Here is a 21,786-nt window from a genome sequence, read left to right as displayed (position 1 = left end):
GTTCTCCTCCGGTTCTCCCCCGCCGGCGGCGGCGCCACGCGGAGGCAATGGGCCGGATATGTCGCGTCATGGCGAATATACGGCCCATCGCCCGGCGGTGCCGCCCGGGGCGCGGACGGCGGCGCTCGGCCGGCGGACGGCGGCCGGAGAACGGCGGAGGTCAGCCGAAGAAGACGCCGACCTCGGCGTAGAGCGCCGGATCGACGGTCTTCAGCTTGGCGGTCGCCTCCGACAGCGGTACCCGCACGATGTCGGTGCCGCGCAGCGCGACCATCGTGCCGTAGTCGGCCTCCCGCACCGCGTCGATGGCGTGCAGCCCGAAGCGGGTGGCCAGCCAGCGGTCGAAGGCGCTCGGGGTGCCGCCGCGCTGGGTGTGGCCGAGGACGGTGGTCCGGGCCTCCTTGCCGGTGCGCCCCTCGATCTCCTTGGCCAGCCACTCGCCGACGCCGGACAGCCGGACGTGCCCGAAGGAGTCGGTGCTGCCGTCCTTGAGCACCATCTCGCCGTCCTTGGGCATGGCGCCCTCGGCGACCACCACGATCGGCGCGTAGCTGGCCTTGAAGCGGGACTCGATCCAGCGGCAGACCTCGTCGACGTCGAAGCGCTGCTCCGGGATGAGGATGACGTTGGCGCCGCCGGCCAGGCCGGAGTGCAGCGCGATCCAGCCGGCGTGCCGGCCCATCACCTCGACGACCAGCACCCGCATGTGGGATTCGGCGGTGGTGTGCAGCCGGTCGATGGCCTCGGTGGCGACCCCGACCGCGGTGTCGAAGCCGAAGGTGTAGTCCGTGGCCGACAGGTCGTTGTCGATGGTCTTGGGCACGCCGACGCAGGGGACGCCGTGCTCCGTGAAGAGCCGGGAGGCGACGCCGAGGGTGTCCTCGCCGCCGATCGCGATCAGCGCCTCGACCTCGTGCTTGGCGAGCGTCTCCTTGATCCGGCGGACCCCGTCCTCCTCCTTGAAGGGGTTGGTCCGCGACGAGCCGAGGATGGTGCCGCCGCGGGGCAGGATGCCGCGCACCGCCGGGATGTCCAGCCGCATGCTGCGGCCCTCCAACGGTCCGCGCCAGCCGTCCCGGAACCCGACGAAGTCGTATCCGTACTCCTGGGTGCCCTTGCGGACGATGCCCCTGATCACCGCGTTCAGACCCGGGCAGTCGCCGCCGCCGGTCAGTACTCCGACCCGCATCGCTTCACCTTCATCCCGTCCGTGGCCGCCGTACGGCCGTCCGTGAGCGTAACGCCGGTCACGCTAATGGTGACCTGGGTCACTCCGGGATGGTGTGTGCGTCGATCCCCGCCAATTGCACGGGAGTTGACACAAGGTGTTCACCCTTACGAGCGCCGGCGCGCGGCCCGTGCAGGGGGACGGCGGGCGCCTCAGACGCCGTCGAGGCCGCGCTCTATCGCGTACCGCACCAGCTCGACGCGGTTGTGCAACTGGAGCTTGCCGAGGGTGTTCTGGACGTGGTTCTGCACCGTGCGGTGCGAGATGACCAGCCGCTCGGCGATCTGCTTGTACGAGAGCCCCTTGGCGACCAGGCGCAGCACCTCGGTCTCCCGCTCCGTCAGCCGGGGGGCGTCCGGTTCGTCGGCGGCCGCGGGGGACGGCTCCGTCGCCAGCCGGCGGTACTCGCCGAGGACCAGGCCGGCCAGGCCCGGGGTGAACACCGGGTCGCCGACGGCGGTGCGGCGGACCGCGTCCAACAGTTCCTCGGTGCTGGCCGACTTCAGCAGATAGCCGGTGGCGCCGGACTTCACCGCCTCCAGGACGTCGGCGTGCTCGCCGCTGGCGGAGAGCACCAGCACCCGCAGCGACGGATTGCCGCCGACCAGTTCCTTGCACACCCGGACACCGGGCAGCCCCGGCAGGTTGAGGTCCAGGACCAGCACGTCGGGCGCCGTCGCCTGGGCCCGGCGCACCGCCTGGAGGCCGTCCCCGGCCGTCGCCACCACGTCGAACCCGGCCTCCGCCAGGTCGCGGGCGACCGCGTCCCGCCACATCGGGTGGTCGTCGACCACCATGACCCGCAGGCCCGTCTCGTCACTCACGCGCGCGCTCTCCCCCGTCGTCCGCCCTCGGGCGCGATGCCCTTGGGAACCTTCAACTCCACTTCCGTGCCCTGGCCGGGGACCGAGAGCCACTCGGCGCTGCCGCCCAGCTCCCGCAGCCGGCCGCGGATCGACAGCGCCACCCCGAGGCGGCCCTCGCGCTCGGCCGCGGCGAGCCGGCCCTCGGGAATGCCGGGCCCCTCGTCGCGCACCGTGACGAGCACCGCGTCCGGTTCGTCCTCCACCAGGATCCACGCGCGGGCGTCGGCCCCCACGTGCACCCGTACATTGTCCAGCGCGGCACTGACAGCGGCGGCCAGCTCCACCGCGGCGGCGGCCGGCAGCTCGACCGGGGAGCCCGGGCCGGAGAGCGTCACCCCGGCCCCGGCGTCCGGGGCGAGCAGCACCATCAGGTCGCAGGGGCCGGCCGGCAGCGGGCCGGGGTCCGCTGGGCGGGCCGCGGCCGCGGCGTCCTGGGGGACGTCCAGCACCGTCCGCTGCCGGGGCACCAGCCCGCCGGCGACCAGGGTGCGCAGCGCCACCTCCTGCTCGCCCGCCATCCGGCCCAACTCGGCCGCCTCGCCGCCGAGCGCGGCGCCGCGCCGCTGCACCATGGCGAGCACCTGGAGCACGCCGTCGTGGATGTCGCGGGCCAGCCGCTCCCGCTCGCGGGTGGCGGCCTCGATCTGGAGGGCGTGGGCCAGGGTGCGCTCACTGGCCCGGGCCACCTCGACGACATAGCCGATGGCGACGCTGGCCACCCACACCAGCACCACGTTGTGGACGGTGTCCCGGGCCAGCTCCTGGCGCTCGACGAGGTTGACCGCCGCCACGATGCTGGAGGCCACCGCGGCCCACCGCCAGCCGCCCTTGATGGCGAAGCCCAGGACGGCCCCCGCCGTCCAGATGGACGGCAGCGTCGGGGCGCCGCCCATGATGCGCGCGTGGGTGTCGATCACGTACGTCAGCAGGATGCCGCCGACCGCGAAGCCGAGGTCGGCGAGCAGGAACTGCCGGGTGCAGCGCTCCGGGGACGTCGTACGGCGCCAGGTCAGCGCCGTCCAGAGGGTGAGCGCGGCCATGTAGGCGGCGGCGCCCAGCGGGTGCGCGTAGCGCGGATAGGCGACCGCGGACAGGCCCAGCACATAGACCAGGGTCAGGATGCGGTAGCCGGTGAGCGCCCGCCACAGCGGCAGCTCGACGGACATCCGCAGCGCCTTCCGGCCCCCGCCGGGTGCCGCGCCCCGGCCGCCCTTCACCTCGCCGCCCTTGGCCCGGACGTCCTCTATGTCGGCATCCTTCATGCGGGCTACCCCCACCCCTCACCGGGGCCGCACCGCCCCGGCCTTCGCCTTAAGCCTTCTTCTGCGCCTCCGCGGCCTTGGCCGCCTCGGCGATCTGCCGCTTGGCAGCGGTCGCGTAGATGTCGACGTACTCCTGGCCCGAGAGCTTCATGATCTCGTACATCACCTCGTCGGTGATCGAGCGCAGGATGTAGCGGTCGCCCTCCATGCCCTGGTAGCGGCTGAAGTCCAGCGGCTTGCCGATCCGGATGCCGGGCCGGACCATCTTCGGCAGGACCTTGCCGGGCGGCTGCACCTTCTCGGTGTCGATCATCGCCACCGGGATGACCGGCGCCCCGGTGGCCAGCGCCACCCGCGCCAGGCCGCCCGGCTTGCCGCGGTAGAGCCGCCCGTCCGGGGAGCGGGTGCCCTCCGGGTAGATGCCGAACAGCTCGCCGCGCTCCAGCACCTCGATCCCGCTCTTGATCGCCGCCTCGCCCGCGCCGCGCGCGCCCGAGCGGTCCACCGGGAGCTGCCCGACGCCCTTGAAGAACGCGGCGGTCAACTTCCCCTTGACCCCCGGGGAGGTGAAGTACTCGGCCTTGGCGATGAAGGTGACCTTGCGGTCCAGCACCGCGGGCAGGAAGAACGAGTCCGAGAAGGACAGGTGGTTGCTCGCGAGGATCGCCGGACCCTCGGCGGGAACGTTCTCGATGCCTTCCACCCAGGGACGGAACGCGAGCCTGAGCGGACCGCCGATGGAAAACTTCATTGCGCCGTAGATCAACCGACTGCCTCCTGTGTCTGACGCAATGACCTTAACCCCCGCGCGGCACGCCCGGGGGCCGCGGCGGTCCGTGAGAGCGCGCGCGGGCCCGCCGCGGGCCGCGCACGGGACCCGTCCACGAGACCGCGCGCGGGTCTCGTCCGCGGGCGTCCGCGCCCCCGCGCGGGTCCCCCGACCTGCCCCCGGTGCAGGCCCAGTCCCCCAAGCTCTCAACTCGTGCGAGCAGGGGAGGCCCCCATCACTGGAGCGGCGCTCGCCACGCCCCCTGGTAGGGCCACGGCCCTACCCCGCCGCGGTCACTCCGCGTACCCTTAAGTAACCCGCGAGTCCCCTCACCGATCGGAGTTCCCCGGTGCCGCTCCTCCCCGGAGCCGAGCCGTTCCGCCGCGACGGCGGAGAGGTCGGCGTCCTCGTCTGCCACGGCTTCACCGGCTCCCCGCAGTCCATCCGCCCCTGGGCCGAGTACCTCGCCGACCGGGGGCTGAGCGTCAGCGCGCCGCTGCTGCCCGGCCACGGCACACGGTGGGAGGACATGCAGCTCACCACCTGGCAGGACTGGTACGCCGAGGTCGACCGGGAGCTGCGCGCGCTGACCGAGCGCTGCACCAAGGTCTTCGTCTGCGGACTGTCCATGGGCGGCGCGCTGGCGCTGCGACTGGCCGCCCGGCACGGCGACGCGATCAGCGGCGTGGCCGTGGTCAACCCGGGCAACAGGGTCCACGACGCGGCGGCGCCGCTGCTGCCCGTCCTGCGCCACGTCGTCCGCACGACCAAGGGGATCGCGAGCGACATCGCCAAGCCCGGTGCGGTGGAGGTCGGTTACGACCGGGTGCCGCTGCACGCCGCGCACTCGCTGCGGCGGTTCTTCGCGCTGGTCGACTCCGAACTCCCGCGCGTCACCCAGCCGTTGCTGGTGCTGACCAGCCGCCAGGACCACGTCGTCCCGCCCGTCGACTCCGAGCGCATCCTCAGCCGGGTCTCCTCCGGCGACGTCCGGCACGAGGTGTTGGAGCACAGCTACCACGTCGCCACGCTCGACCACGACGCGGAGCGGATCTTCCAGGACACCTACTCCTTCATCACCCGACTCGCCCCCGAGGCCCGGCCGGACGAGGTCCAGGAGGGCACGGCGGCCAGTGGCGGAGCGTAGCCCCCGCGACCCCCGGGACCCACTCGACGAGGAGGCCGCGTGGGCCGAGATCGTCGCGGGTTACGGCGAGCGGCCGGAGTTCCCGGGCACCGGGGAGCGGCCGGAGCGCACCGCGCCGGCGGACGAGGACGCCCCGGACTCCCCCGCCCCGCGCCCCGCCGACGGCACGCCCGGCGGGGACTCCCCGTCGCGTCCCGGCAGCTTCGTGGTCTACGCCCCCGGCGTGGGCCCGCGCGACTGGACCCCCGAGAAGCCCTCCGACGACGACTTCGACGAGACCGACGAGGGCCACTTCACCCCGCCCGAGCCGCCGCCGCTGCCGCAGGCCGACACCACCACCAAGTTCGCCTGGATCGCGGTCCTCGGCGGCCCGCTGCTGCTGCTCGGCATGGTCGTCTTCCAACAGCCGCTCACCTGGTGGGCCGCGGTGCTGGGCATCGGCGGCTTCCTGGGCGGCCTGGCCACCCTCTTCGCCCGGATGGCCAACGACCGGGACGACGACGATGACATGCCGGGCGGCGGGGCAGTGGTCTAAAGCCTGTCCGACGGGTCAGGGCCGGGTCCGGCGGGAAGTCCGCCGGCCGGTCCTGGAGCCGGGGACCGGCCGGGGTCAGCCGCCGGCCGGCACCCGTAGCGCGGCCAGCACCGGCAGGTGGTCCGAGGCGGCCAGCAGGTCGGCCGTGCGCAGGCCCGGCAGACCGCGCGGCACGCCGCACCCCAGTACCTCGACGCCGTCGGTGGTGAACACCGCGTCGATCCGCTGCCGCGGCCGGTGCGGCGTGGAGGTGTGCTCCCCGCCCCACGGCTCGGCCGCCCAACCGTCCCTGAGCAGCCCCGCGATCCGCCGGAAGCTCCGCCCGTCCGGCCGGTCGTTGAGGTCGCCGCCGACCACCGTGTGCGGGACGCCCAGCCCGGCGACCCGCTCCAGCAGCAGCCCGGCCTGGCCGTACCGCTCCCGCGCATCGAGACTGAGGTGGCAGCTGACGGCCCCGAGCCGGGCCCCGGCGAAGCGGAGCACGGCGGTGGCCAGGCCGCGCTGGTGCAGGCCGGGGGTGCGGGGCAGCAGGACGTCCTCGGTGCGCTCCACGTGGGCGCGGAGGTGGGCGAGGATCATCGGCCCCGCGGTGCCGGCGCCGCCGGTGACGTACACCAGGCCGCTGGCCCGGGCGAGGCGCTCGGCGGCCTTGCGCCAGCGGAAGAAGCGCGGCGCCTCCTGGACCAGCACGAGATCGGGGGCGCAGGCCCGGATGACCCGGGCCAGCGCCGCCTGATCGTCGCGCATCGAGCGGATGTTGTAGCTGAGCACCCGGACGACCGCGGAACCGTCCGCCTCGGTGGCGGAGGCCGGGAGTCCGGCGACGGGGGCCGTCGCGCCGGTGCCGGGGGCGGGGTCCGTCCCGCCGGACGCGGTCCGTCCGGGGTGCTCGGCCGCCATCCGCGTCAGCCCTGGCGCGCCAGGTCGGCGGCGCCGACCAGTCCGGCCTTGCCGCCGAGTTGGGCGGCGAGCACCTGGGCGTGCGGCCGGTACTGGTTGCCGACCAGCCAGCGGCGGAAGGACTTGCGGATCGGTTCGAGGACCAGCTCGCCCTCGTCCGAGACCCCGCCGCCGACGATGAAGGCGGACGGGTCGAAGAGCGAGGCCAGGTCGGCGAGGCCGGCGCCGGCCCAACGGGCCAGTTCGCGGAACGAGTCGATGGCGACCGGGTCGCCCTGGCGGGCGGCGGCGCTGATGTGCTTGCCCTCGATGCCCTCGGGGGTGCCGTCGCCGAGCGCGAGCAGCGCCGTGGCGGCCTCCGGCGTGGCGAAGGCGCGCTGCCGGGCGTAGCGCAGCAGGGCCCGGCCGGAGGCGTACTGCTCCCAGCAGCCCTGGCTGCCGCAGCCGCACAGCAGGCCGTCGGGGACGACCCGGATGTGGCCGAACTCGGCGGCGACGCCGAACCGGCCGCGGCGCAGCTTGTTGCCGATGATGATGCCGCCGCCCAGGCCGGTGCCGAGGGTGATGCAGATGACGTCGCTGTGGCCCTGGCCGGCGCCGAAGCGGTACTCGCCCCAGGCCGCGGCGTTGGCGTCGTTCTCGACGACGACGGGGAGGCCGACGCGCTGCTCGACCTTGTCCTTGAGCGGCTCGTGGCGCCAGTCGATGTTCGGGGCGAACAGGACGGTGGCCCGCTTCTCGTCGACGTAGCCGGCGGCGCCGATGCCGACGGCCTCGACGTGGTGGCCGGCACCGACCGTGCGGATGGCGTCCGCGATGGCCTCGGTCAGCGCGTCGGTGGCCTGCGGGGTCGGAACCTTGCACGTCTCAAGGAGAGAACCCTCTTCGTCGACCACGCCGGCCGCGATCTTCGTGCCGCCGATGTCGACGCCGATGGTGAGTCCCATGTGTCCCTCAGTTTTCGCTCGAACCCCGCCGTGAACCACCGTACCGGAGGCAGGGGGAGCTTCCCCGCCGGTCAGGGCCGCTGAGGCGGGGGATCTCCCACCCGTCGGGGCGGTGGGCGGCGTCAGTCGAGGTCGATGCGCTCGGTGCCGGCGGGGCCGTCGTCGCGCGGATCGGCGGCCTGGCCCTCGGGGCGGTCGTCGGCGCTCTCGCCGCGGGTCCAGCGGCCTTCGCTGCCGGTCACCGCCGAGCGGTAGGCGGCGAGGAGTTCGGAGCCGGCCGCGGCGAGGTGGTCGAAGACGTCGGGGTTGCGCTCGATGACCGGCTCGACGGCGGCCTTGGCCTGCCGCAGCAGCCCGCCCACCGCGCTGCTGGCGGCCATTCCGCCGAGCGCGCCGGGCAGCTGGATGGCGGCGAGCTTGTCGGTCACCGCCTCGGCGAGCCGGCGGAACTCCTCGGCGGCGCTGCCCGGCTGGGGGCCGTACTCGTCCCGGCGGCGGGCCTGTTCCGCGGCGAGGTCCTCGGCGCAGGCCGTCTCCCAGGCGTCGGCTTCCGGCTCGGCGCGGTGGTCGGCGGGGCGCTCGGTGGCATCACTCATGACGGACTCCGTGGACTCCTGCAGGCGGTACGGACGGGACGGTGCCGTGGGGCACTGTCGTAAGGCACGTAGGGCGCCGTCGTGCGCGCGGCAGCACGGCGAGGGCGTGTTACGACGTTACCCGAACGGGGGTGCCGGATTCAGTCGCTCGGCGCGGTCCGCGGCCACAGTCCCGGGTCCGGGGTGAAGCGGATCTCCAGGGCGCCGTCGCGCAGCGCCGCGCCGGAGACGGTGCAGCGGCGCAGCGCCGAGGGCAGCGTCCGGATCCGGCGGAAGCGGCCGACGGTCACCACGATCTCGTCGCCGCGGCGCACCAGGCCGAGGCCGTCCCGCTCGGCGCCCGGCAGCGGCACCCGCCAGACGAGGATGCCCTCGGTCGCCAGCCGGTCCTCGACGGTCCAGGGGTCGGCGGCCGGCGGCGGAGGGTGCACGGCGCCGGTCGGCCCGTCGATCAACTCGTCGAGCTCCGCCACGCCCTGGGGGTCGCGGCCCAGGTGGGGCACCTCGTGGACGGGGACGTCGGGGAACTCCTCGCGCAGCGCCTTCAGGGCGGTCTGCTGGCTGCCGGAGAGGCCGGCGAGGAAGGGGTCGGCGGAGCCGGTGGGCAGCAGCCGGTTGACCAGGACGCCGTCGGTGCGGCGGCCGTGCAGCGCGAGGCCGGCACGGAGGGTGCGCAGGGTGGCGTTGGCGACCGGGCCGGCGTCGGTGACCAGCCGCACGGAGGTGCCGGGGGCGTCCACCACCCGCTGGACGGCGGCGAGTTCGCTCTCCCAGCGCTCGGCGGCCTCGTACAGCTTCTGGGCCGGCATGGGGACGCCGGCGAGCTGGGCGAGGACCGGGCGCAGCGCGCGGGCCGCCTGGCGTTCGGGCGGCAGCAGACGGCGGAGGTAGCGGCGGACCTGCGCGGGCAGCGCCAGCAGCCGGATCGTTTCGGCCGCCGGCGGCATGTCGACGACCAGCAGGTCCCAGGCGTCCGAGGCGTGCTCGGCGCGCAGTGCGTGCAGCAGCGCGAAGGGCTCGGAGCCGGGGAGCTCGGTGAGTTCGTCCTCGTCGAGCGGGGCCGCACCGAGCAGGTCGAGGGCGGCGCCGGCGCGCTCCTGGAAGGCGAGGAACTCCTGGCGGAACCGGTCGGCGGGGTCGATCCGGCGGGCGTACAGGCCGGGGGCCGAGGCTATCGGCGCGGGTTCGGCGACGCCGGGGCGGGTGCCGAGGACCGCCTCCGGGGCGCTGCTCTGGGTGGTGAGCAGAAGGGTCCGCGCGCCCTGTCGGGCACCGGCCACGGCGGTCGCGGCGGCGAGCGTGGTGCGGCCCGCGCCGCCGGGGCCGGTGACGAGGACGGTCCGCACGCTCAGTGCTTCTCGGCCTCGTCGGCGGCGGTCGCGGCATCGGACGCCGCGGAGCCGCTCTCGACCCGCTTCTTCAGTCCGGCCAGCGCCCGGTCGATGATGACCTTCTCGGCCTTGCGCTTGATCATCCCGAGCATCGGGATCTTGACGTCGACGGTGAGCTGGTAGGTGACCTCGGTGCGGGTGCCGCCCTCCAGGGCGGTGAGCCGGTAGGAGCCGTCGAGGACCCGCAGCATCTGCGACTTGACGAGCGACCAGCTGACCTCGTTCTCGCCGGTCCAGGCGTAGGCGAGGGTGTGGTCGTCCTTGATGGCGCCGGCGTCCAGTACCAGGCGCACCTTCTCCGCGCGGCCCCGGTCGTCGGTGGCCAGGATCTCGGCCTCCTTGACCTCCCCGGTCCACTCCGGGTAGCGGTCGAAGTCGGCGATCACTCCCATCACCTCGGCCGGTGCCGCCTCGATCGTGATGTTCGAGCTGGTGTGTTCGGCCATCGCCCTGACTCCTCCATGCCGATTGGTGCCGGTCCGTCGACTTTTCCCCGAGCTCCCGGCTCCGCCCCCGAGCTCCCGGCCGCTCCCCCCGGCTTCGACTGCGCGCGGGCAGGGGGCCGGTGAGCCGAGGGACCCCCAGTGAGCCGGGGAGACCCCGTTACGCGGTGTCTCTGCTGCTGAAGGCTACCGCGCGGCGGAACCCGGACCGACACCAGCGGGCCGGTCGCCGCGGGCCGGCCGCGCCGCCGCCGTCGGCCTCACCACTCCAGCACGTAGGGCCGGCCGGTCGCGTTGAAGTGCCCGACATTGACGCATTCCGTACCGCCGATCCGGACCCGGTGGACGAGCGGCTGGTGGACGTGACCGAACAGGGCGTAGCGCGGCCGGGTGGTGCGGATGGCGTGCAACAGGGCCGCGCTGCCGCGTTCGAAGCGGCGGGCGACGGTGTCGTAGCAGAGCTCGGGGACGTCCGGCGGGATGTGGCTGCACAGCACGTCCACGTCGCCGATCGCCTCGACCTTGGCGACGTACTCCTCGTCGCTGATCTCGTACGGCGTCCTCATCGGCGAGGTCAGGCCGCCGCCGACGAAGCCGAAGACCCGGCCGCCGATCTCCACCCGCTCCCCGTCGAGGACGGTGGTGCCGGGCCCTGCGTACTCGGACCACAGACGCGGTATGTCGACGTTGCCGTAGGTGGCGTAGGTGGGGGTGGGGAACGCGGCGAAGAGGTCGGCGTACTGGCGGCGGACCGCGGCCTCGATGACCGCCTCCCGGCCGGCGCCGCTGCGGTCCAGCTCGGCCCAGAGCCGGCGGCCGAGCTCCCGGGCCTCGTCGAAGCGGCGGGCGGTGCGCAGTTCGACCAGGGCGTCGGCGTTGGCGACGCCGAAGAGGTCGGGGAAGATCCCGCGCGAGTGGTCCGCGTAATCGAGGAAGAGGACCAGGTCGCCGAGGCAGACCAGGGCGTCGGCCCCGTCCCCGGCCGCCGCCAGGTCCCGGCTGTTCCCATGGATGTCACTGACCACATGCACGCGCATGGCGTCACCCTAGATCGCGCCGGGCGGCGGAGGGGAGGCGGAGGGCGGCCCCCTGGTTACTTTCGGGTCACCTCAGGGCTGGACTAGTCTGCGCGTGCAGCCCCCATGACGTGTCCCCAGCATGTGACGCATCGAACATCTGGCCGTAACCCCCTATCCCAAAAGCAATACCGATGGGTAACGTCCGGGCCGTCCAATCCCCCCGCATGATCATGGACCGCAGCCGGTGCGCACACAGCGTCGTGGTGCCGGCGCTTTCGAGGAGCAGCAGTCTTGCGCGAGTTCAGCCTTCCGGCCCTGTACGAGGTCCCCGCGGACGGCAATCTGACGGACCTGATCCGCCGCAACGCCACACAGTACCCGGATGTCGCGGTCCTGGGACGCAAGGTGGACGGCACCTGGCAGGACGTCACCGCCGCCACCTTCCTCGCCGAGGTCCGGGCCGCCGCCAAGGGGCTGATGGCCGCCGGGGTCCGGCCGGGCGACCGGGTCGGGCTGATGTCGCGCACCCGTTACGAGTGGACGCTGCTGGACTTCGCGATCTGGAGCGCCGGCGCCATCACCGTCCCCGTCTACGAGACCAGCTCCGCCGAGCAGATCCAGTGGATCCTCGGCGACTCCGGCGCGGTGGCCATCGTGGTGGAGACCCCCGACCACGAGGCGACGGTCGAGGCGGTCCGCGACCGACTGCCGGACCTGGCGCACATCTGGCAGATCGAGCGGGACGCCGTCGCCCGGCTGCGGGCGGCCGGTGAGGGCATCACCGACGAGGAGGTCGACGAGCGCAGCGGGCTGGCCGACGCGGACTCCCCCGCCACCATCGTCTACACCTCCGGCACCACCGGCCGTCCCAAGGGGTGCGTGCTCAGCCACCGCAGCTTCTTCGCCGAGTGCGGCAACGTCGTCGAGCGGCTGCGCCCGCTGTTCCGCACCGGCGACTCCTCGGTCCTGCTCTTCCTGCCCGTCGCGCACGTCTTCGGCCGGCTGGTGGAGGTCGCCTCGGTCATGGCGCCCATCAAGCTGGGCCACGCGCCGGACATCAAGAACCTCACCGACGACCTGGCCTCCTTCCGGCCGACGATGATCCTGGGCGTCCCCCGGGTCTTCGAGAAGGTCTACAACTCCGCGCGGGCCAAGGCGCAGGCCGACGGCAAGGGCAAGATCTTCGACAAGGCGGCGGAGACCGCGATCGCCTACAGCCGGGCGCTGGACACCCCCGGCGGCCCGTCCTTCGGGCTGAAGCTCAAGTACAAGGTCTTCGACCGCCTGGTCTACGGCAAGCTGCGGGCGGTGCTCGGCGGCCGGGCCGGCCACGCCATCTCCGGCGGCGCCCCGCTCGGCGAGCGGCTGGGCCACTTCTACCGCGGCATCGGCTTCACCGTTCTGGAGGGCTACGGCCTGACGGAGTCCTGCGCGGCCACCGCGTTCAACCCCTGGGACCGGCAGAAGATCGGCACGGTCGGGCAGCCGCTGCCCGGCTCGGTGGTCCGGATCGCCGACGACGGCGAGGTGCTGCTGCACGGCGAGCACCTCTTCAGCGAGTACTGGAACAACCCGACGGCCACCGCCGAGGCGCTGTCCGACGGCTGGTTCCACACCGGCGACCTCGGCACCCTCGACGAGGACGGCTACCTCGCCATCACCGGCCGCAAGAAGGAGATACTCGTCACCGCCGGCGGCAAGAACGTCGCGCCGGCCGTCATCGAGGACCGGATCCGCGCCCACGCGCTGATCGCCGAGTGCATGGTGGTCGGCGACGGCCGCCCGTTCATCGGCGCGCTGATCACCCTCGACGAGGAGTTCCTGCCCCGCTGGGCCGAGGAGCACGGCCACCCGGCCGACGTGACGCCCGCCCGGCTCGCCGAGGACCCCGAGCTGCTGGCCGCCGTGCAGCGCGCGGTCGACGACGGCAACGCGGCGGTCTCCAAGGCCGAGTCGGTCCGCAAGTTCCGCATCCTGCCGACCCAGTTCACCGAGGAGTCGGGGCACGTGACGCCGTCGCTGAAGCTGAAGCGGAACGTCGTCGCGAAGGACTTCGCGGAGGAGATCGAGGCGCTCTACCGCGGGTAGCCCGCGGGTACCTCCCGCACGGGGTTGCCCGGCCCCGCACCGTCGAATCCGCCGTCGTGGTCACGCACCACGGCGGCGGACGCGCGTGTGCGGGCCCTAGACCTAGAGCAGCTCCCGGAGCCGCTCGGCCAGCAGGTCCCAGCGCCACTTCTCCTCCACCCAGACGCGGCCCCGGGCACCCATGGTGCGGCGCAGCCCGGGGTCCCGGAGGAGGGTGACGAGGCGCTCGGCGACGGCCTCCGGGGAGCCGCCGGGGACCACCCAGCCGGTCTCGCCGTCCAGCACCGCGTCGGGCGCCCCGCCGGAGTCGCCCGCGACGACCGGGAGCCCGGTGGCGGACGCCTCCAGGTAGACGATGCCCAGGCCCTCGACGTCCAGCCCGCCGCGGCGGGTGCGGCAGGGCATCGCGAAGACGTCGCCCGCGCCGTAGTGGGCGGGCAGCTCCGCCCACGGGACGGCCCCGGTGAAGCGGACCGCGTCGGCCACGCCCTTCTCCAGGGCCAGCGCGTGCAGCTGCTCCTCGTAAGGGCCGCCGCCGACGATCAGCAGCACCGCGTCCGGCACCGCGGCGCGGATCGCGGGCATCGCCTCGATCAGGGTGTCCTGCCCCTTGCGCGGGACGAGCCGGGAGACGCAGACCACCACCGGCCGGTCGGCGAGCCCGAGCCGGGCCCGGACCTCGGCGCCGCCCGAGTCCGGGTGGAAGGTCTTCTCGTCGACGCCGGGCGGCAGCTGGACCATGCGGGCGGCGGCGGCCGGGGTGAGCGCGGCGGCGATCCGCGAGCGGGTGTACTCGCCGAGGTGGGTGAGGGTGTCGGTGCCCTCGCCGATCCGGCGCAACAGCTGCCGGGCGGCGGGCAGCTGGGCCCAGCCGGCCTCGTGGCCGTGGGTGGTCGCCACGATCCGGCGGGCGCCGGCCGCGCGGAGCGCCGGCGCCATCAGCCCCAGCGGCGCGGCGGCCCCGAACCACACCGAGGAGCAGCCGTGTTCGCGCAGCAGGGAGACCGCCCGCCGGGTCACCCGGGGCGTGGGCAGCAGCATCGTCGTGGCGTCCCGGACCACCCGGAAGGGCTGCTCGGCGTCGAAGGCCGCGGTGGCGGCCCGGCCCTCCTCGCTCCGCTTCCAGGTGGAGGCGTAGACGACGACCCGGTCGGGATCCAGCCGCAGCGCCATGCTGTGCAGGAATGCCTGGATTCCGCCGGGCCTGGGCGGGAAGTCGTTGGTGACGATGAGGGTCTTGTGCACGGTGGTCTCTCGGCGGTCGGCGGTCTCTCGGCGAGGGGCGTCTTGGGGCGGCGGGGCGCGCGGCGCCCCGGACGGTCCGGGGCCGACAGTACCGGGTGGGCGGCCGGACCCGGGTGGCGCGCCCCGCCACGCCCGCGCCCGGCCTGCCCGACCGTGCCCCGCCCGGCCCGGCATCATGCAGACAGGACGACCGACGGGGGAACGATGACCGGCACCGGCACCGGCAGCGGGACGGCGGCGGCCTGGACGGCCTGGGCGGCGACCCGGGCACTGCTCCTGCTGTGCGTCTTCCGGGTGCTGGTGCTGCCCGGGCCGGACGTCACCACCGACGTCTCGGAGATCTACCACGGCTGGTCCGAGGTCCTGCGGTCCGGCACCTTCCCGCTGGACGACGTCACCTGGCAGTACCCGCCGGCCGCCGCACTGCCGGTGCTCGCCCCCGGCCTGCTGCCCTTCCTGCCGTACACCACCGCGTTCACCGTGCTGGTGCTGGCCGTGGACGCGGCGGCGCTGGCGCTCTTCCTGCGCGTCGGACGCGCACCGGGGCACCGCCGGACCGGCGCCTGGGCGTGGATCGCCGGCGTCGCCCTGCTCGGCCCGACCGCCTACGCCCGCTACGACCTGATGGTCGCGGCGGTGGCCGCGGCGGCGCTGCTCGCGGCGGCCCGCCGGCCGCGCGCCGCGGGCGCGCTGATCGCCCTCGGCGCCCTGCTCAAGGTCTGGCCGGTGCTGCTGCTGACCGGGGCGCCGCTGCGCGGTCGCCGGGCCCGCGCCCTGTGGGGGAGCGCGGCGGGCTGGGCCGCCGGGCTGATGCTGGCCGCGGTCGTCGCGGCGCCGGGCGCGCTCTCCTTCCTCACCTTCCAGCGCGACCGCGGCACCGAGGTCGAGTCGCTGGGCGCGCTGGTCCTGCACCTCGCCCGGCACGCCGGCTGGCCCGGCGAGGTGCAACTCCACTACGGCTCGCTGGAGTTCCTCGGCCCCGGCGTCCCGCTGGTCAGCGCCCTCTCGCTGGCGCTCACCGGGGCCGCACTGGCCTGGCTGGTCCACTGGCGGCTGCGCGCCGGGCCGTTCGGGGAGCGCGCGGAGTACGGGGAGCGCGCGGAGCCCGCCCCCGCGACGCTGTGCGACGCCGCCTTCACCGCCGTCCTGCTCTTCACCACCACGAGCCGGGTGATCAGCCCGCAGTACCTGCTGTGGCTGGTCGGACTGGCCGCGGTCTGTCTGACCGTACGGGCGAGCCGGCAGGGCCCGCCGGCGGTGCTGGTGCTGCTGGCCGCCGGGGTGACCCAGCTGGAGTTCCCGGTCTCCTTCGCGGACGTGGTGGCGAGCGACGCCCGGGGCATCGCGCTGCTGGTGCTGCGCAACGGTCTGCTGGTGGCGGCGTGCCTGGCCGCGTGCCGCCGGCTGCGCGCCCACACCGGCCCCGGGCGGGCCGCGGTGCCAGGTCCCGTCGCCCGCCCCTCGCTCAGCTCAGCTCGCGGCGCACATACGCGCGCCACATCGCGGTGAACTCCGCCATCCCGACGCCGAGTTGCTCGCGCATCGCCTGCTCGACCAGGCCGCTGCGGCCAGTGCCACGGGCGCCGACGCCGCCCACCGCGGGGGTGGCCGAGGCGGCCGGTTTCGTCGGGGCGGCGGTCCGGGCCTCCAAAGGGGGCTTCGCCGGGCGGGCCGCCGCGGTGCGGAGCCCGCGCCGCCCGGTGTCCCGGTAGAAGGCGATCAGCCGGTCCTCGCCCCACTTCTCGGCGATCAGCCGGCAGGCCAACCAGCCGCCCTCGTACGCCTTGGCCAGCCGCTCCGCGCCGGCCCGGAAGCCGAAGTCCGCGTCGGCGGGCAGGCTCGCCGGCAGCCGCCCGGCCACGACCGCGCGGGAGAGCTCCGGCGCGGTGATGGTCGGCCTGCGGTGCACCTTCCGGTAGGCGACCCAGTCCGCGAACCCCTCGGAGAGCCACAGCGGGGTGGCGGGCGTGGTGAGCGCGCGGGTCGCGACATGGGTGGTCTCGTGGGTGAGGACGACCGTGCGGCCCAGCTCGTTGAGTTCCTCGTACGCGTCCGGGTTGACGATCACCCGGTCCGCGGGGGCCACCGACGACGCGCCCGCCTCCCCGGTGGTGACCGCCGCGATCCCGGCGTACCCGGACGGATCGTCACCGCCCATCAGCTGCGCCATCTTCTGGACCGAGTCCGGCGCCTCCACCACCACCTTCCGCGCCCACTCCCCCTTCCAGGCCGCGGAGACCGCGGGCACCGCCGCGTCCACCCGGTTCGCCAGGTCGCGCAGCCGCGCCGGGTCCGCGGCCCCGCCCAGGACCAGGCTGTACCGGCCGCGGACCACGCGGACCGGGCCCTGGTCCCACAGCTGCCGGGTGCCGCCCTTGCCGTCGGACGCGCCGTCGGAGTCGGAGCTGACCAACCACCGGCCGTCGCGCTCGGTGAGGGTGAGGTACTGGACGCTGGTGACCGGCGCGGTGTCGAAGCCCTTGAGGCGGTAGCGCAGCCGCACCTGCGCGGCCAGCCGCCGGCCGCCGCCCATCGGGAGCGGAAAGGCGCCGGTGGACATCAGGTCGTAGCGCCAGTCGGCGAGCGGGACGGCGGCGAGGTGGTCGAAGACCGCGCGCTGGCTGCCGCGGAAGGCGGTGGCCCGGGGATCGACGGAGGCCAGGAAGGCGGTGGCGTCGTGCCGACGGACGGCGTCGGCCCGCGCGTCGAGCATCCGCTGGGCACCGGGGTACTGGGCGGTGGGCGCCTCCGCGGGGGCGCAGCCGGTGAGCTGGGCGAGCAGCGCCAGCAGCGGCGCCGCGCAGCCGACCGCCCGTGCGGCCCGCCACGGCCGCCTGCGTCGCGCCCTCAGCTCCGCCATGCGGCCGATCGTAAGGGCGGCCCCGTCGGGGCAAAACCGGGAGGGGCCCTGCTCAGGGCCGGGTGACCGCCTCGATCGGCATCATGTCGACCGGGTCGTAGCGCACCCGGGCGCCCGGGTAGGGCGCGTGCACGACCTGTCCGTTGCCGACGTACATCCCGACGTGGCTGGCGTCCGAGCGGTAGATGACGAGGTCGCCGGGGCGGGCCTGGGACAGCGGCACCTGGGCCCCGGCGCCGCGCTGGGCCTGCGAGGTGCGCGGCAGCGAGATGCCGGCCTGGCCGTAGGCCCATTGGGTGAGGCCGGAGCAGTCGAACGACGAGGGGCCGGTGCTGCCCCAGGCGTAGGGGGCGCCCACCGCGGCGCGCACCGCGGCGACCGCCGCCTCGGCCCGGCCCGAGCCCGGCACGATCCCGGTGAGGTCCGGGATGTACTCGTCCCGGCCGTCGCTGCGGGAGGCCCGGTCGTACGCCGCCCGGGCCTGCGCGGGCAGGGCGTTGAGCAGCCGCCGCGCGGTGGCCAGCTTCCGCTGGACGTTCTTCTTGTGGCGGGCCACCTCGGTGCGGCTGGCCTCCAGCTCGGCCAGCTTCCGGGCCGCCTCGTGGCGCTGCTGCTCCAGTTCGCGGGTGGCGGCCTGGAGCCGGTGCAGTTCGTGGGCCTGGGTGCCGCTCAGCCGGTCCAGGGCGGCGGCCTTCTCCAGGTAGCTCTCGGGCCGCTCGGAGAGCATCAGTCGGACGGTGGGGTCGATCCCGCCGGACCGGTACTGGGCGGCGGCCAGCGCGCCGAGCCGGGCCCGCATTCCGTTGACCCGCGCCTGGGTGCGGGCGGTGCGGTCCTGGAGGGCCGAGACCTCGTCGCGCAGCTCCTTGGTGCGGGCGCTGGCGCCGTTGTACTGCTCGGTGGCCCGCTCGGCCTCCTCGTAGAGCTTGCCGACCTGGGCCGCGGCACCCTCCCGGCCGGTGGAGCCGCCACCGGCGCCGGAGGAGGGGTCGGCGCTGGCCGGTGCGGCCGACAGCGCGGCCGCCGCGGTCGCCAGGGCGGCGGACAGGACGGTGACCGAGGCGAGGGTGGTCGGGCCGCGCTGCGAGGAACGGCGATGGGACACCACGAGGGCCGCAACTCCTTCCGTGTGCAGCCCCTGCCGCCCGGGCGGGACGGTCGGTGATCCGGCAGCTGCGAGGGCAGACAGTAACCGCGCCGCGGCATGCCGGCCAAAGCCCGCTTTCCGTACGCAAAAAGCCGCTCCGCCGGTGACTTCGCAGGTCACCGGCGGAGCGGCAGGTCAGCGACCAAGGCCGCAATTCGCCCGATCGGGCGGCAAGTTGTGCGGGATGTGAGGCTTTTCAGACCCGCACGCCGAACTGGAACGGCATGTTGTTGATCGACTCGTAGCGCACCGCGGCGCCCGGCTTCGGGGCGTGCAGCACGGTGCCGTTGCCGGCGTAGAGGCCGATGTGGTGCAGGTCGCCGTAGAACAGCACCAGGTCGCCGGGCTTGAGGGCACTCTCCGAGCCGATGCGGGTGCCGGCGTTGGCCTGCTCCTGCGAGGTGCGCGGCAGCGACTGGCCGGCCTGCGCGTACGCCCAGGAGGTCAGCCCCGAGCAGTCGAAGGAGGACGGGCCGGTCGCGCCCCAGACGTAGGGCGAGCCTATCTTCGACTGGGCGGCGGCCAGGGCGGCCGCACCGCGCTGCGAGGCGGGCACGTCGTCGCCGAGGTTGACCCGGTCGTTGCTGCGGTTGGCGCGGTCGTCCGCGGCCTGCATGGCCGCCCGCTCCTTGGCGGTCAGCGTGTTGAGCAGCTCCTGCGCCTTGGCGAGCTTGCCCTTGATCTCGTCCTTCTTGTCGCCGAGCGACTTGCGGGCCTCGGAGAGGTCCTGGATCTTGCTCGCGGCCTCGGCGCGCTCCTGCGCGAGCTGGCGCTGCTTGTCCGCGATGGTCCTGAGCTGCTCGGCCTGCTTGCCGCTCAACTGGTCGAGGGTGGCGGCCTTTTCGAGGTAGGTGTCCGGGTCGCCGGAGAGGAACAGCTGGACCGAGGGGTCGATGCTGCCGCTGCGGTACTGGCCGGAGGCGATGGCGCCCAGCCCCTTGCGGAGCTGGTTCAGGTCGCCCTGGCCACGGGCGACCTTGTCCTGGAGGTCGTCGACCTCTTTCTGGAGCTTGTCCTGCTGCTCCTTGACGCCGTTGTACTTCTCGGTGGCCTGCTCCGCATCGCTGTAGAGCTTGTCGACCTCGGACTTGACGTCCTTCTTCGACTGGCTCGGGTCGGCGTGCGCCGCCTGCGACGAGAGGGCGACGGCAGCGGCGGCGGTCGCGGTGAGCACGGTCACACGAGTACGGCTCGGCTGCTTGGGTCGACGGTGGGACGCCACGGGGGCGAGCTCCTTCTTCCTCCAGCCGCCTACCGGGAGTGGGGGGAGCGAGTGCCCCGGCTCCGCGCGAACGCCGCGGACTCGGCGGTACCTTCACTGACCATCCCGGTTGGATGATCACCTGTATGAAGGTTCGAGGCCGACCTTAGTAACCGAGTTGTGATCGCTTCAAATCCTCCCGGGGAAAAACTGCACCGGGAACCCCATCTTTTACCAACATCACACTGCCCGTGAGCGCCAATTGACGCTGCGGTACCACGGGCGAGCGCCATTCCCCGGCACCATTCCGGGCAACATGGGATATGTCAGGTTCGCGCAAGTCGCTTGAGCAGCAAGGCCGATGCCACCGGCCGGGCGCCCGCCTTGGCGACCCCGTCGGCCACCTCCCGGTCCGAGGAGACCACCACCACCGGCCGGCCGGACGGCTCGGCCCGGACCAGCTGGCGGATCAACTCGTCGGCCGTCACGCCCGGTTTGCTGAACAGCACCCGCACCCCGCGCGGCGGCGCCAACAGCACCGGCGCGGCCAGCTCCGCCCCGTCGAAGACACAGGTCATCTCCGCGCCGGTCTGGGCCGCCAGCACCGCCAGCCCGCCCAGCAGCCGCAGCCGCTGCTTCTCCAGCGGCATGGTCGGATAGCCGGTCTTGGTGACGTTGTAGCCGTCCACCACCATGTGCGCCTGCGGCAGCGCCAGGAGCTGGTCCAGCAGCGCCGGGTCGGTCTCCGACAGCGCCCGGGTCGCGATGTCCTTGGGCGTCATCCGGCCCGGCGCGACCGCGTCGACGGTGTCCGCCGGACGGCCCGCGGCGGGCGGCAGCGCCAGTTCGCGACGCAGCCCCTGGGCCGCGTCCAGCACGGTGTCGAGCAGCAGCCGCAGCCGCATGTCCTCGACGCTGCGCCCCTCGCGGACGGACCGCCGGCCGGCCTCCAGCGCCGCCTCGACCTCCGCGACCCGGGCCTTGAGCCGGCGCAGTTCGCTGTCGGCCCCGGCCTTCTCCGCCGCCGCCCGCTCCCGGGCCTCGGCCAGCACCGCCTCGACCTTGCGGACCGCCGCCTCGCCGCGCTTGACGTCGCTGAGCGCACTGCGCAGCCGGCGCTGCAGCGACTCGTTCTCCTTGCGGGCCGCCTCCAGGTCGGCGCGGACCCGGTCCGCCTCCGCGCGGGCCTCCCCGCGCGCCTGTGCCAGCTCCTCGCGCAGCCGGGCCAGCTCCCGCTCGGCCTCCTCGCCGGCCCGTTCGGCGCGCGCCCGCTGCGCCTCCTCGCCGGCCGCCGCGACCAGCTTGATCCAGCCCTCGGGACGCAGCACGTACGCCGCGGCCGCGACGTCCAGCGGATCGGCGGCAGCGGGCGGGGTCCCCTGCTCCAGGGCCTCGGCGAGCTCCGGCTGGGCCTCCCGCAGCTTGCCCGCGATCCGCTGCCGGAAGACCGGGTCGCCCTCCAGCGCCGCGGCCATCGCGTTACCGGCGAACTTGGCCCGACGAGTCGGGGTGAAACGGGCGTACTGCCGCAAGGGGGGCGGCAGTTCGGCGACCGTCAGCGCCCCGAACCACTCCGCGGTGAGCGCCACGACGCGGTGCCGAACGCCCTCGGGCAGTGGCTGATCGAGCACCTCGTCGACCACTCCTCCGGGCGCGTCCGCACGCTCGGCCCCCGGATCCCCTTCTGGACGTTCCACCACGGCTGCATCGCTCCGATCTCAGGCGCTCGCGCCCGGGCGGTCCACCAGCTCGATCTGGTCGACCGCGTTGCACCAGCGGCAGCGCACGGACTCGATCGTCTCGCTGACGACCTCGCGCTCCTCCACCGACGGCTCCCCTGCCAGGTCGAGGTGGACGTACTCCACGACCTTGGACCGACGGGTCACGTCGAACCGGGTGAGGTTTCCGCACAACGTGCAACGCCACCGGGTTTCCGCCGTCGGCAAGGGAACAGCCATCGTGTCGTCCTCTTTCGTGCTCGTCGTGCTCGTGCTGCGGTGCGTTCACGCGGTGCGCCGTCGGACTGCGGAAATACGCAACGTACTGCCTGTAACCCTACGGCCTGACAGCGGGCCGGCGCGGGCCCGCCCGGAAGCCGGGACGCGGCGAGGCGCTCTGTCCCGTGTGCCCGCATTGCGCCAT

Annotated in this window: 20 protein-coding genes; 4 read left to right on the top strand and 16 right to left on the bottom strand. The window is 74.2% G+C overall.

What is annotated here, in order from left to right; genetic code table 11:
• Positions 1-160: 160 nt before the first annotated feature.
• The 4 genes from MOV08_RS29740 to MOV08_RS29725 form a co-directional block, all read right to left on the bottom strand.
• Positions 161-1,189 (bottom strand): 6-phosphofructokinase, encoded by a 1,029-nt coding sequence (locus MOV08_RS29740; protein ID WP_275309544.1) that lies wholly within the window; start codon positions 1,187-1,189, stop codon positions 161-163.
• 191 nt (positions 1,190-1,380) lie between these two features.
• Positions 1,381-2,025, bottom strand: coding sequence for a response regulator (locus MOV08_RS29735; RefSeq protein WP_272596527.1), 645 nt, complete (start codon positions 2,023-2,025; stop codon positions 1,381-1,383).
• 23 nt (positions 2,026-2,048) lie between these two features.
• Complete coding sequence (gene macS / locus MOV08_RS29730; protein WP_039641832.1) at positions 2,049-3,260, bottom strand: MacS family sensor histidine kinase; 1,212 nt, start codon at positions 3,258-3,260, stop codon at positions 2,049-2,051.
• Between the two features lie 145 nt (positions 3,261-3,405).
• On the bottom strand, positions 3,406-4,107 hold the full coding sequence (locus tag MOV08_RS29725; RefSeq protein WP_039637309.1) for a lysophospholipid acyltransferase family protein: 702 nt from the start codon (positions 4,105-4,107) through the stop codon (positions 3,406-3,408).
• A 367-nt stretch (positions 4,108-4,474) separates the two neighbouring features.
• On the opposite strand from MOV08_RS29725, the gene MOV08_RS29720 reads away from it, so the two are divergent.
• Positions 4,475-5,272, top strand: coding sequence for an alpha/beta hydrolase (locus MOV08_RS29720; protein ID WP_039637308.1), 798 nt, complete (start codon positions 4,475-4,477; stop codon positions 5,270-5,272).
• Positions 5,259-5,807 (top strand): hypothetical protein, encoded by a 549-nt coding sequence (locus tag MOV08_RS29715; protein ID WP_275309543.1) that lies wholly within the window; start codon positions 5,259-5,261, stop codon positions 5,805-5,807. The genes MOV08_RS29720 and MOV08_RS29715 overlap by 14 nt, the downstream gene beginning before the upstream one ends.
• Before the next feature lie 75 nt (positions 5,808-5,882).
• Here MOV08_RS29715 and MOV08_RS29710 read toward each other — a convergent pair whose 3' ends face one another.
• The 6 genes from MOV08_RS29710 to MOV08_RS29685 all read right to left on the bottom strand — a co-directional run bounded on the left by MOV08_RS29710 (position 5,883) and on the right by MOV08_RS29685 (position 11,121).
• On the bottom strand, positions 5,883-6,707 hold the full coding sequence (locus MOV08_RS29710) for an endonuclease/exonuclease/phosphatase family protein (protein ID WP_239010166.1): 825 nt from the start codon (positions 6,705-6,707) through the stop codon (positions 5,883-5,885).
• Between the two features lie 5 nt (positions 6,708-6,712).
• Positions 6,713-7,654 (bottom strand): ROK family glucokinase, encoded by a 942-nt coding sequence (locus MOV08_RS29705; protein ID WP_275309542.1) that lies wholly within the window; start codon positions 7,652-7,654, stop codon positions 6,713-6,715.
• 122 nt (positions 7,655-7,776) lie between these two features.
• On the bottom strand, positions 7,777-8,250 hold the full coding sequence (locus MOV08_RS29700) for a DUF5304 domain-containing protein (protein ID WP_039637302.1): 474 nt from the start codon (positions 8,248-8,250) through the stop codon (positions 7,777-7,779).
• 140 nt (positions 8,251-8,390) lie between these two features.
• On the bottom strand, positions 8,391-9,596 hold the full coding sequence (locus MOV08_RS29695) for an ArsA family ATPase (RefSeq protein WP_039637300.1): 1,206 nt from the start codon (positions 9,594-9,596) through the stop codon (positions 8,391-8,393).
• A 2-nt stretch (positions 9,597-9,598) separates the two neighbouring features.
• Positions 9,599-10,087 (bottom strand): SRPBCC family protein, encoded by a 489-nt coding sequence (locus MOV08_RS29690; protein WP_275309541.1) that lies wholly within the window; start codon positions 10,085-10,087, stop codon positions 9,599-9,601.
• Between the two features lie 257 nt (positions 10,088-10,344).
• Positions 10,345-11,121, bottom strand: coding sequence for a metallophosphoesterase family protein (locus MOV08_RS29685; RefSeq protein WP_039637297.1), 777 nt, complete (start codon positions 11,119-11,121; stop codon positions 10,345-10,347).
• Between the two features lie 273 nt (positions 11,122-11,394).
• On the opposite strand from MOV08_RS29685, the gene MOV08_RS29680 reads away from it, so the two are divergent.
• Positions 11,395-13,191 (top strand): AMP-dependent synthetase/ligase, encoded by a 1,797-nt coding sequence (locus MOV08_RS29680; protein ID WP_275309540.1) that lies wholly within the window; start codon positions 11,395-11,397, stop codon positions 13,189-13,191.
• Between the two features lie 102 nt (positions 13,192-13,293).
• On the opposite strand, the gene MOV08_RS29675 is transcribed toward MOV08_RS29680, so the two are convergent.
• The gene (locus tag MOV08_RS29675; RefSeq protein WP_275309539.1) at positions 13,294-14,436 is read right to left on the bottom strand and encodes a glycosyltransferase family 4 protein; all 1,143 of its coding nucleotides are present in this window, start codon (positions 14,434-14,436) and stop codon (positions 13,294-13,296) included.
• 204 nt (positions 14,437-14,640) lie between these two features.
• Here MOV08_RS29675 and MOV08_RS29670 point away from each other — a divergent pair, with 204 nt between their 5' ends.
• Positions 14,641-15,945 (top strand): glycosyltransferase 87 family protein, encoded by a 1,305-nt coding sequence (locus MOV08_RS29670; protein ID WP_275309538.1) that lies wholly within the window; start codon positions 14,641-14,643, stop codon positions 15,943-15,945.
• On the opposite strand, the gene MOV08_RS29665 is transcribed toward MOV08_RS29670, so the two are convergent.
• The 5 genes from MOV08_RS29665 to MOV08_RS29645 form a co-directional block, all read right to left on the bottom strand.
• Positions 15,902-17,296: a hypothetical protein gene (locus MOV08_RS29665; protein WP_275309537.1), complete on the bottom strand. Its 1,395-nt coding sequence runs from the start codon at positions 17,294-17,296 to the stop codon at positions 15,902-15,904. The two genes, MOV08_RS29670 and MOV08_RS29665, sit on opposite strands and share 44 nt — an antisense overlap.
• A 52-nt stretch (positions 17,297-17,348) precedes the next feature.
• Entirely contained in the window at positions 17,349-18,404 is a 1,056-nt protein-coding gene (locus MOV08_RS29660; protein ID WP_039637286.1) for a C40 family peptidase, read from the bottom strand.
• Positions 18,405-18,639: 235 nt separating this feature from the next.
• The gene (locus tag MOV08_RS29655; protein WP_039637284.1) at positions 18,640-19,665 is read right to left on the bottom strand and encodes a C40 family peptidase; all 1,026 of its coding nucleotides are present in this window, start codon (positions 19,663-19,665) and stop codon (positions 18,640-18,642) included.
• A 305-nt stretch (positions 19,666-19,970) separates the two neighbouring features.
• Positions 19,971-21,287, bottom strand: coding sequence for an NYN domain-containing protein (locus tag MOV08_RS29650; RefSeq protein ID WP_052286944.1), 1,317 nt, complete (start codon positions 21,285-21,287; stop codon positions 19,971-19,973).
• A 75-nt stretch (positions 21,288-21,362) separates the two neighbouring features.
• On the bottom strand, positions 21,363-21,602 hold the full coding sequence (locus MOV08_RS29645; RefSeq protein ID WP_039637280.1) for a hypothetical protein: 240 nt from the start codon (positions 21,600-21,602) through the stop codon (positions 21,363-21,365).
• Between the last annotated feature and the right edge of the window lie 184 nt (positions 21,603-21,786).

It is taken from the genome of Streptomyces yunnanensis (assembly GCF_029011865.1).
Classification (GTDB): Bacteria; Actinomycetota; Actinomycetes; order Streptomycetales; family Streptomycetaceae; genus Streptomyces; species Streptomyces yunnanensis.
The sequence above is the reverse complement of the archived record's forward strand: the minus strand, read 5'-3'. Positions and strand labels throughout refer to the sequence as shown.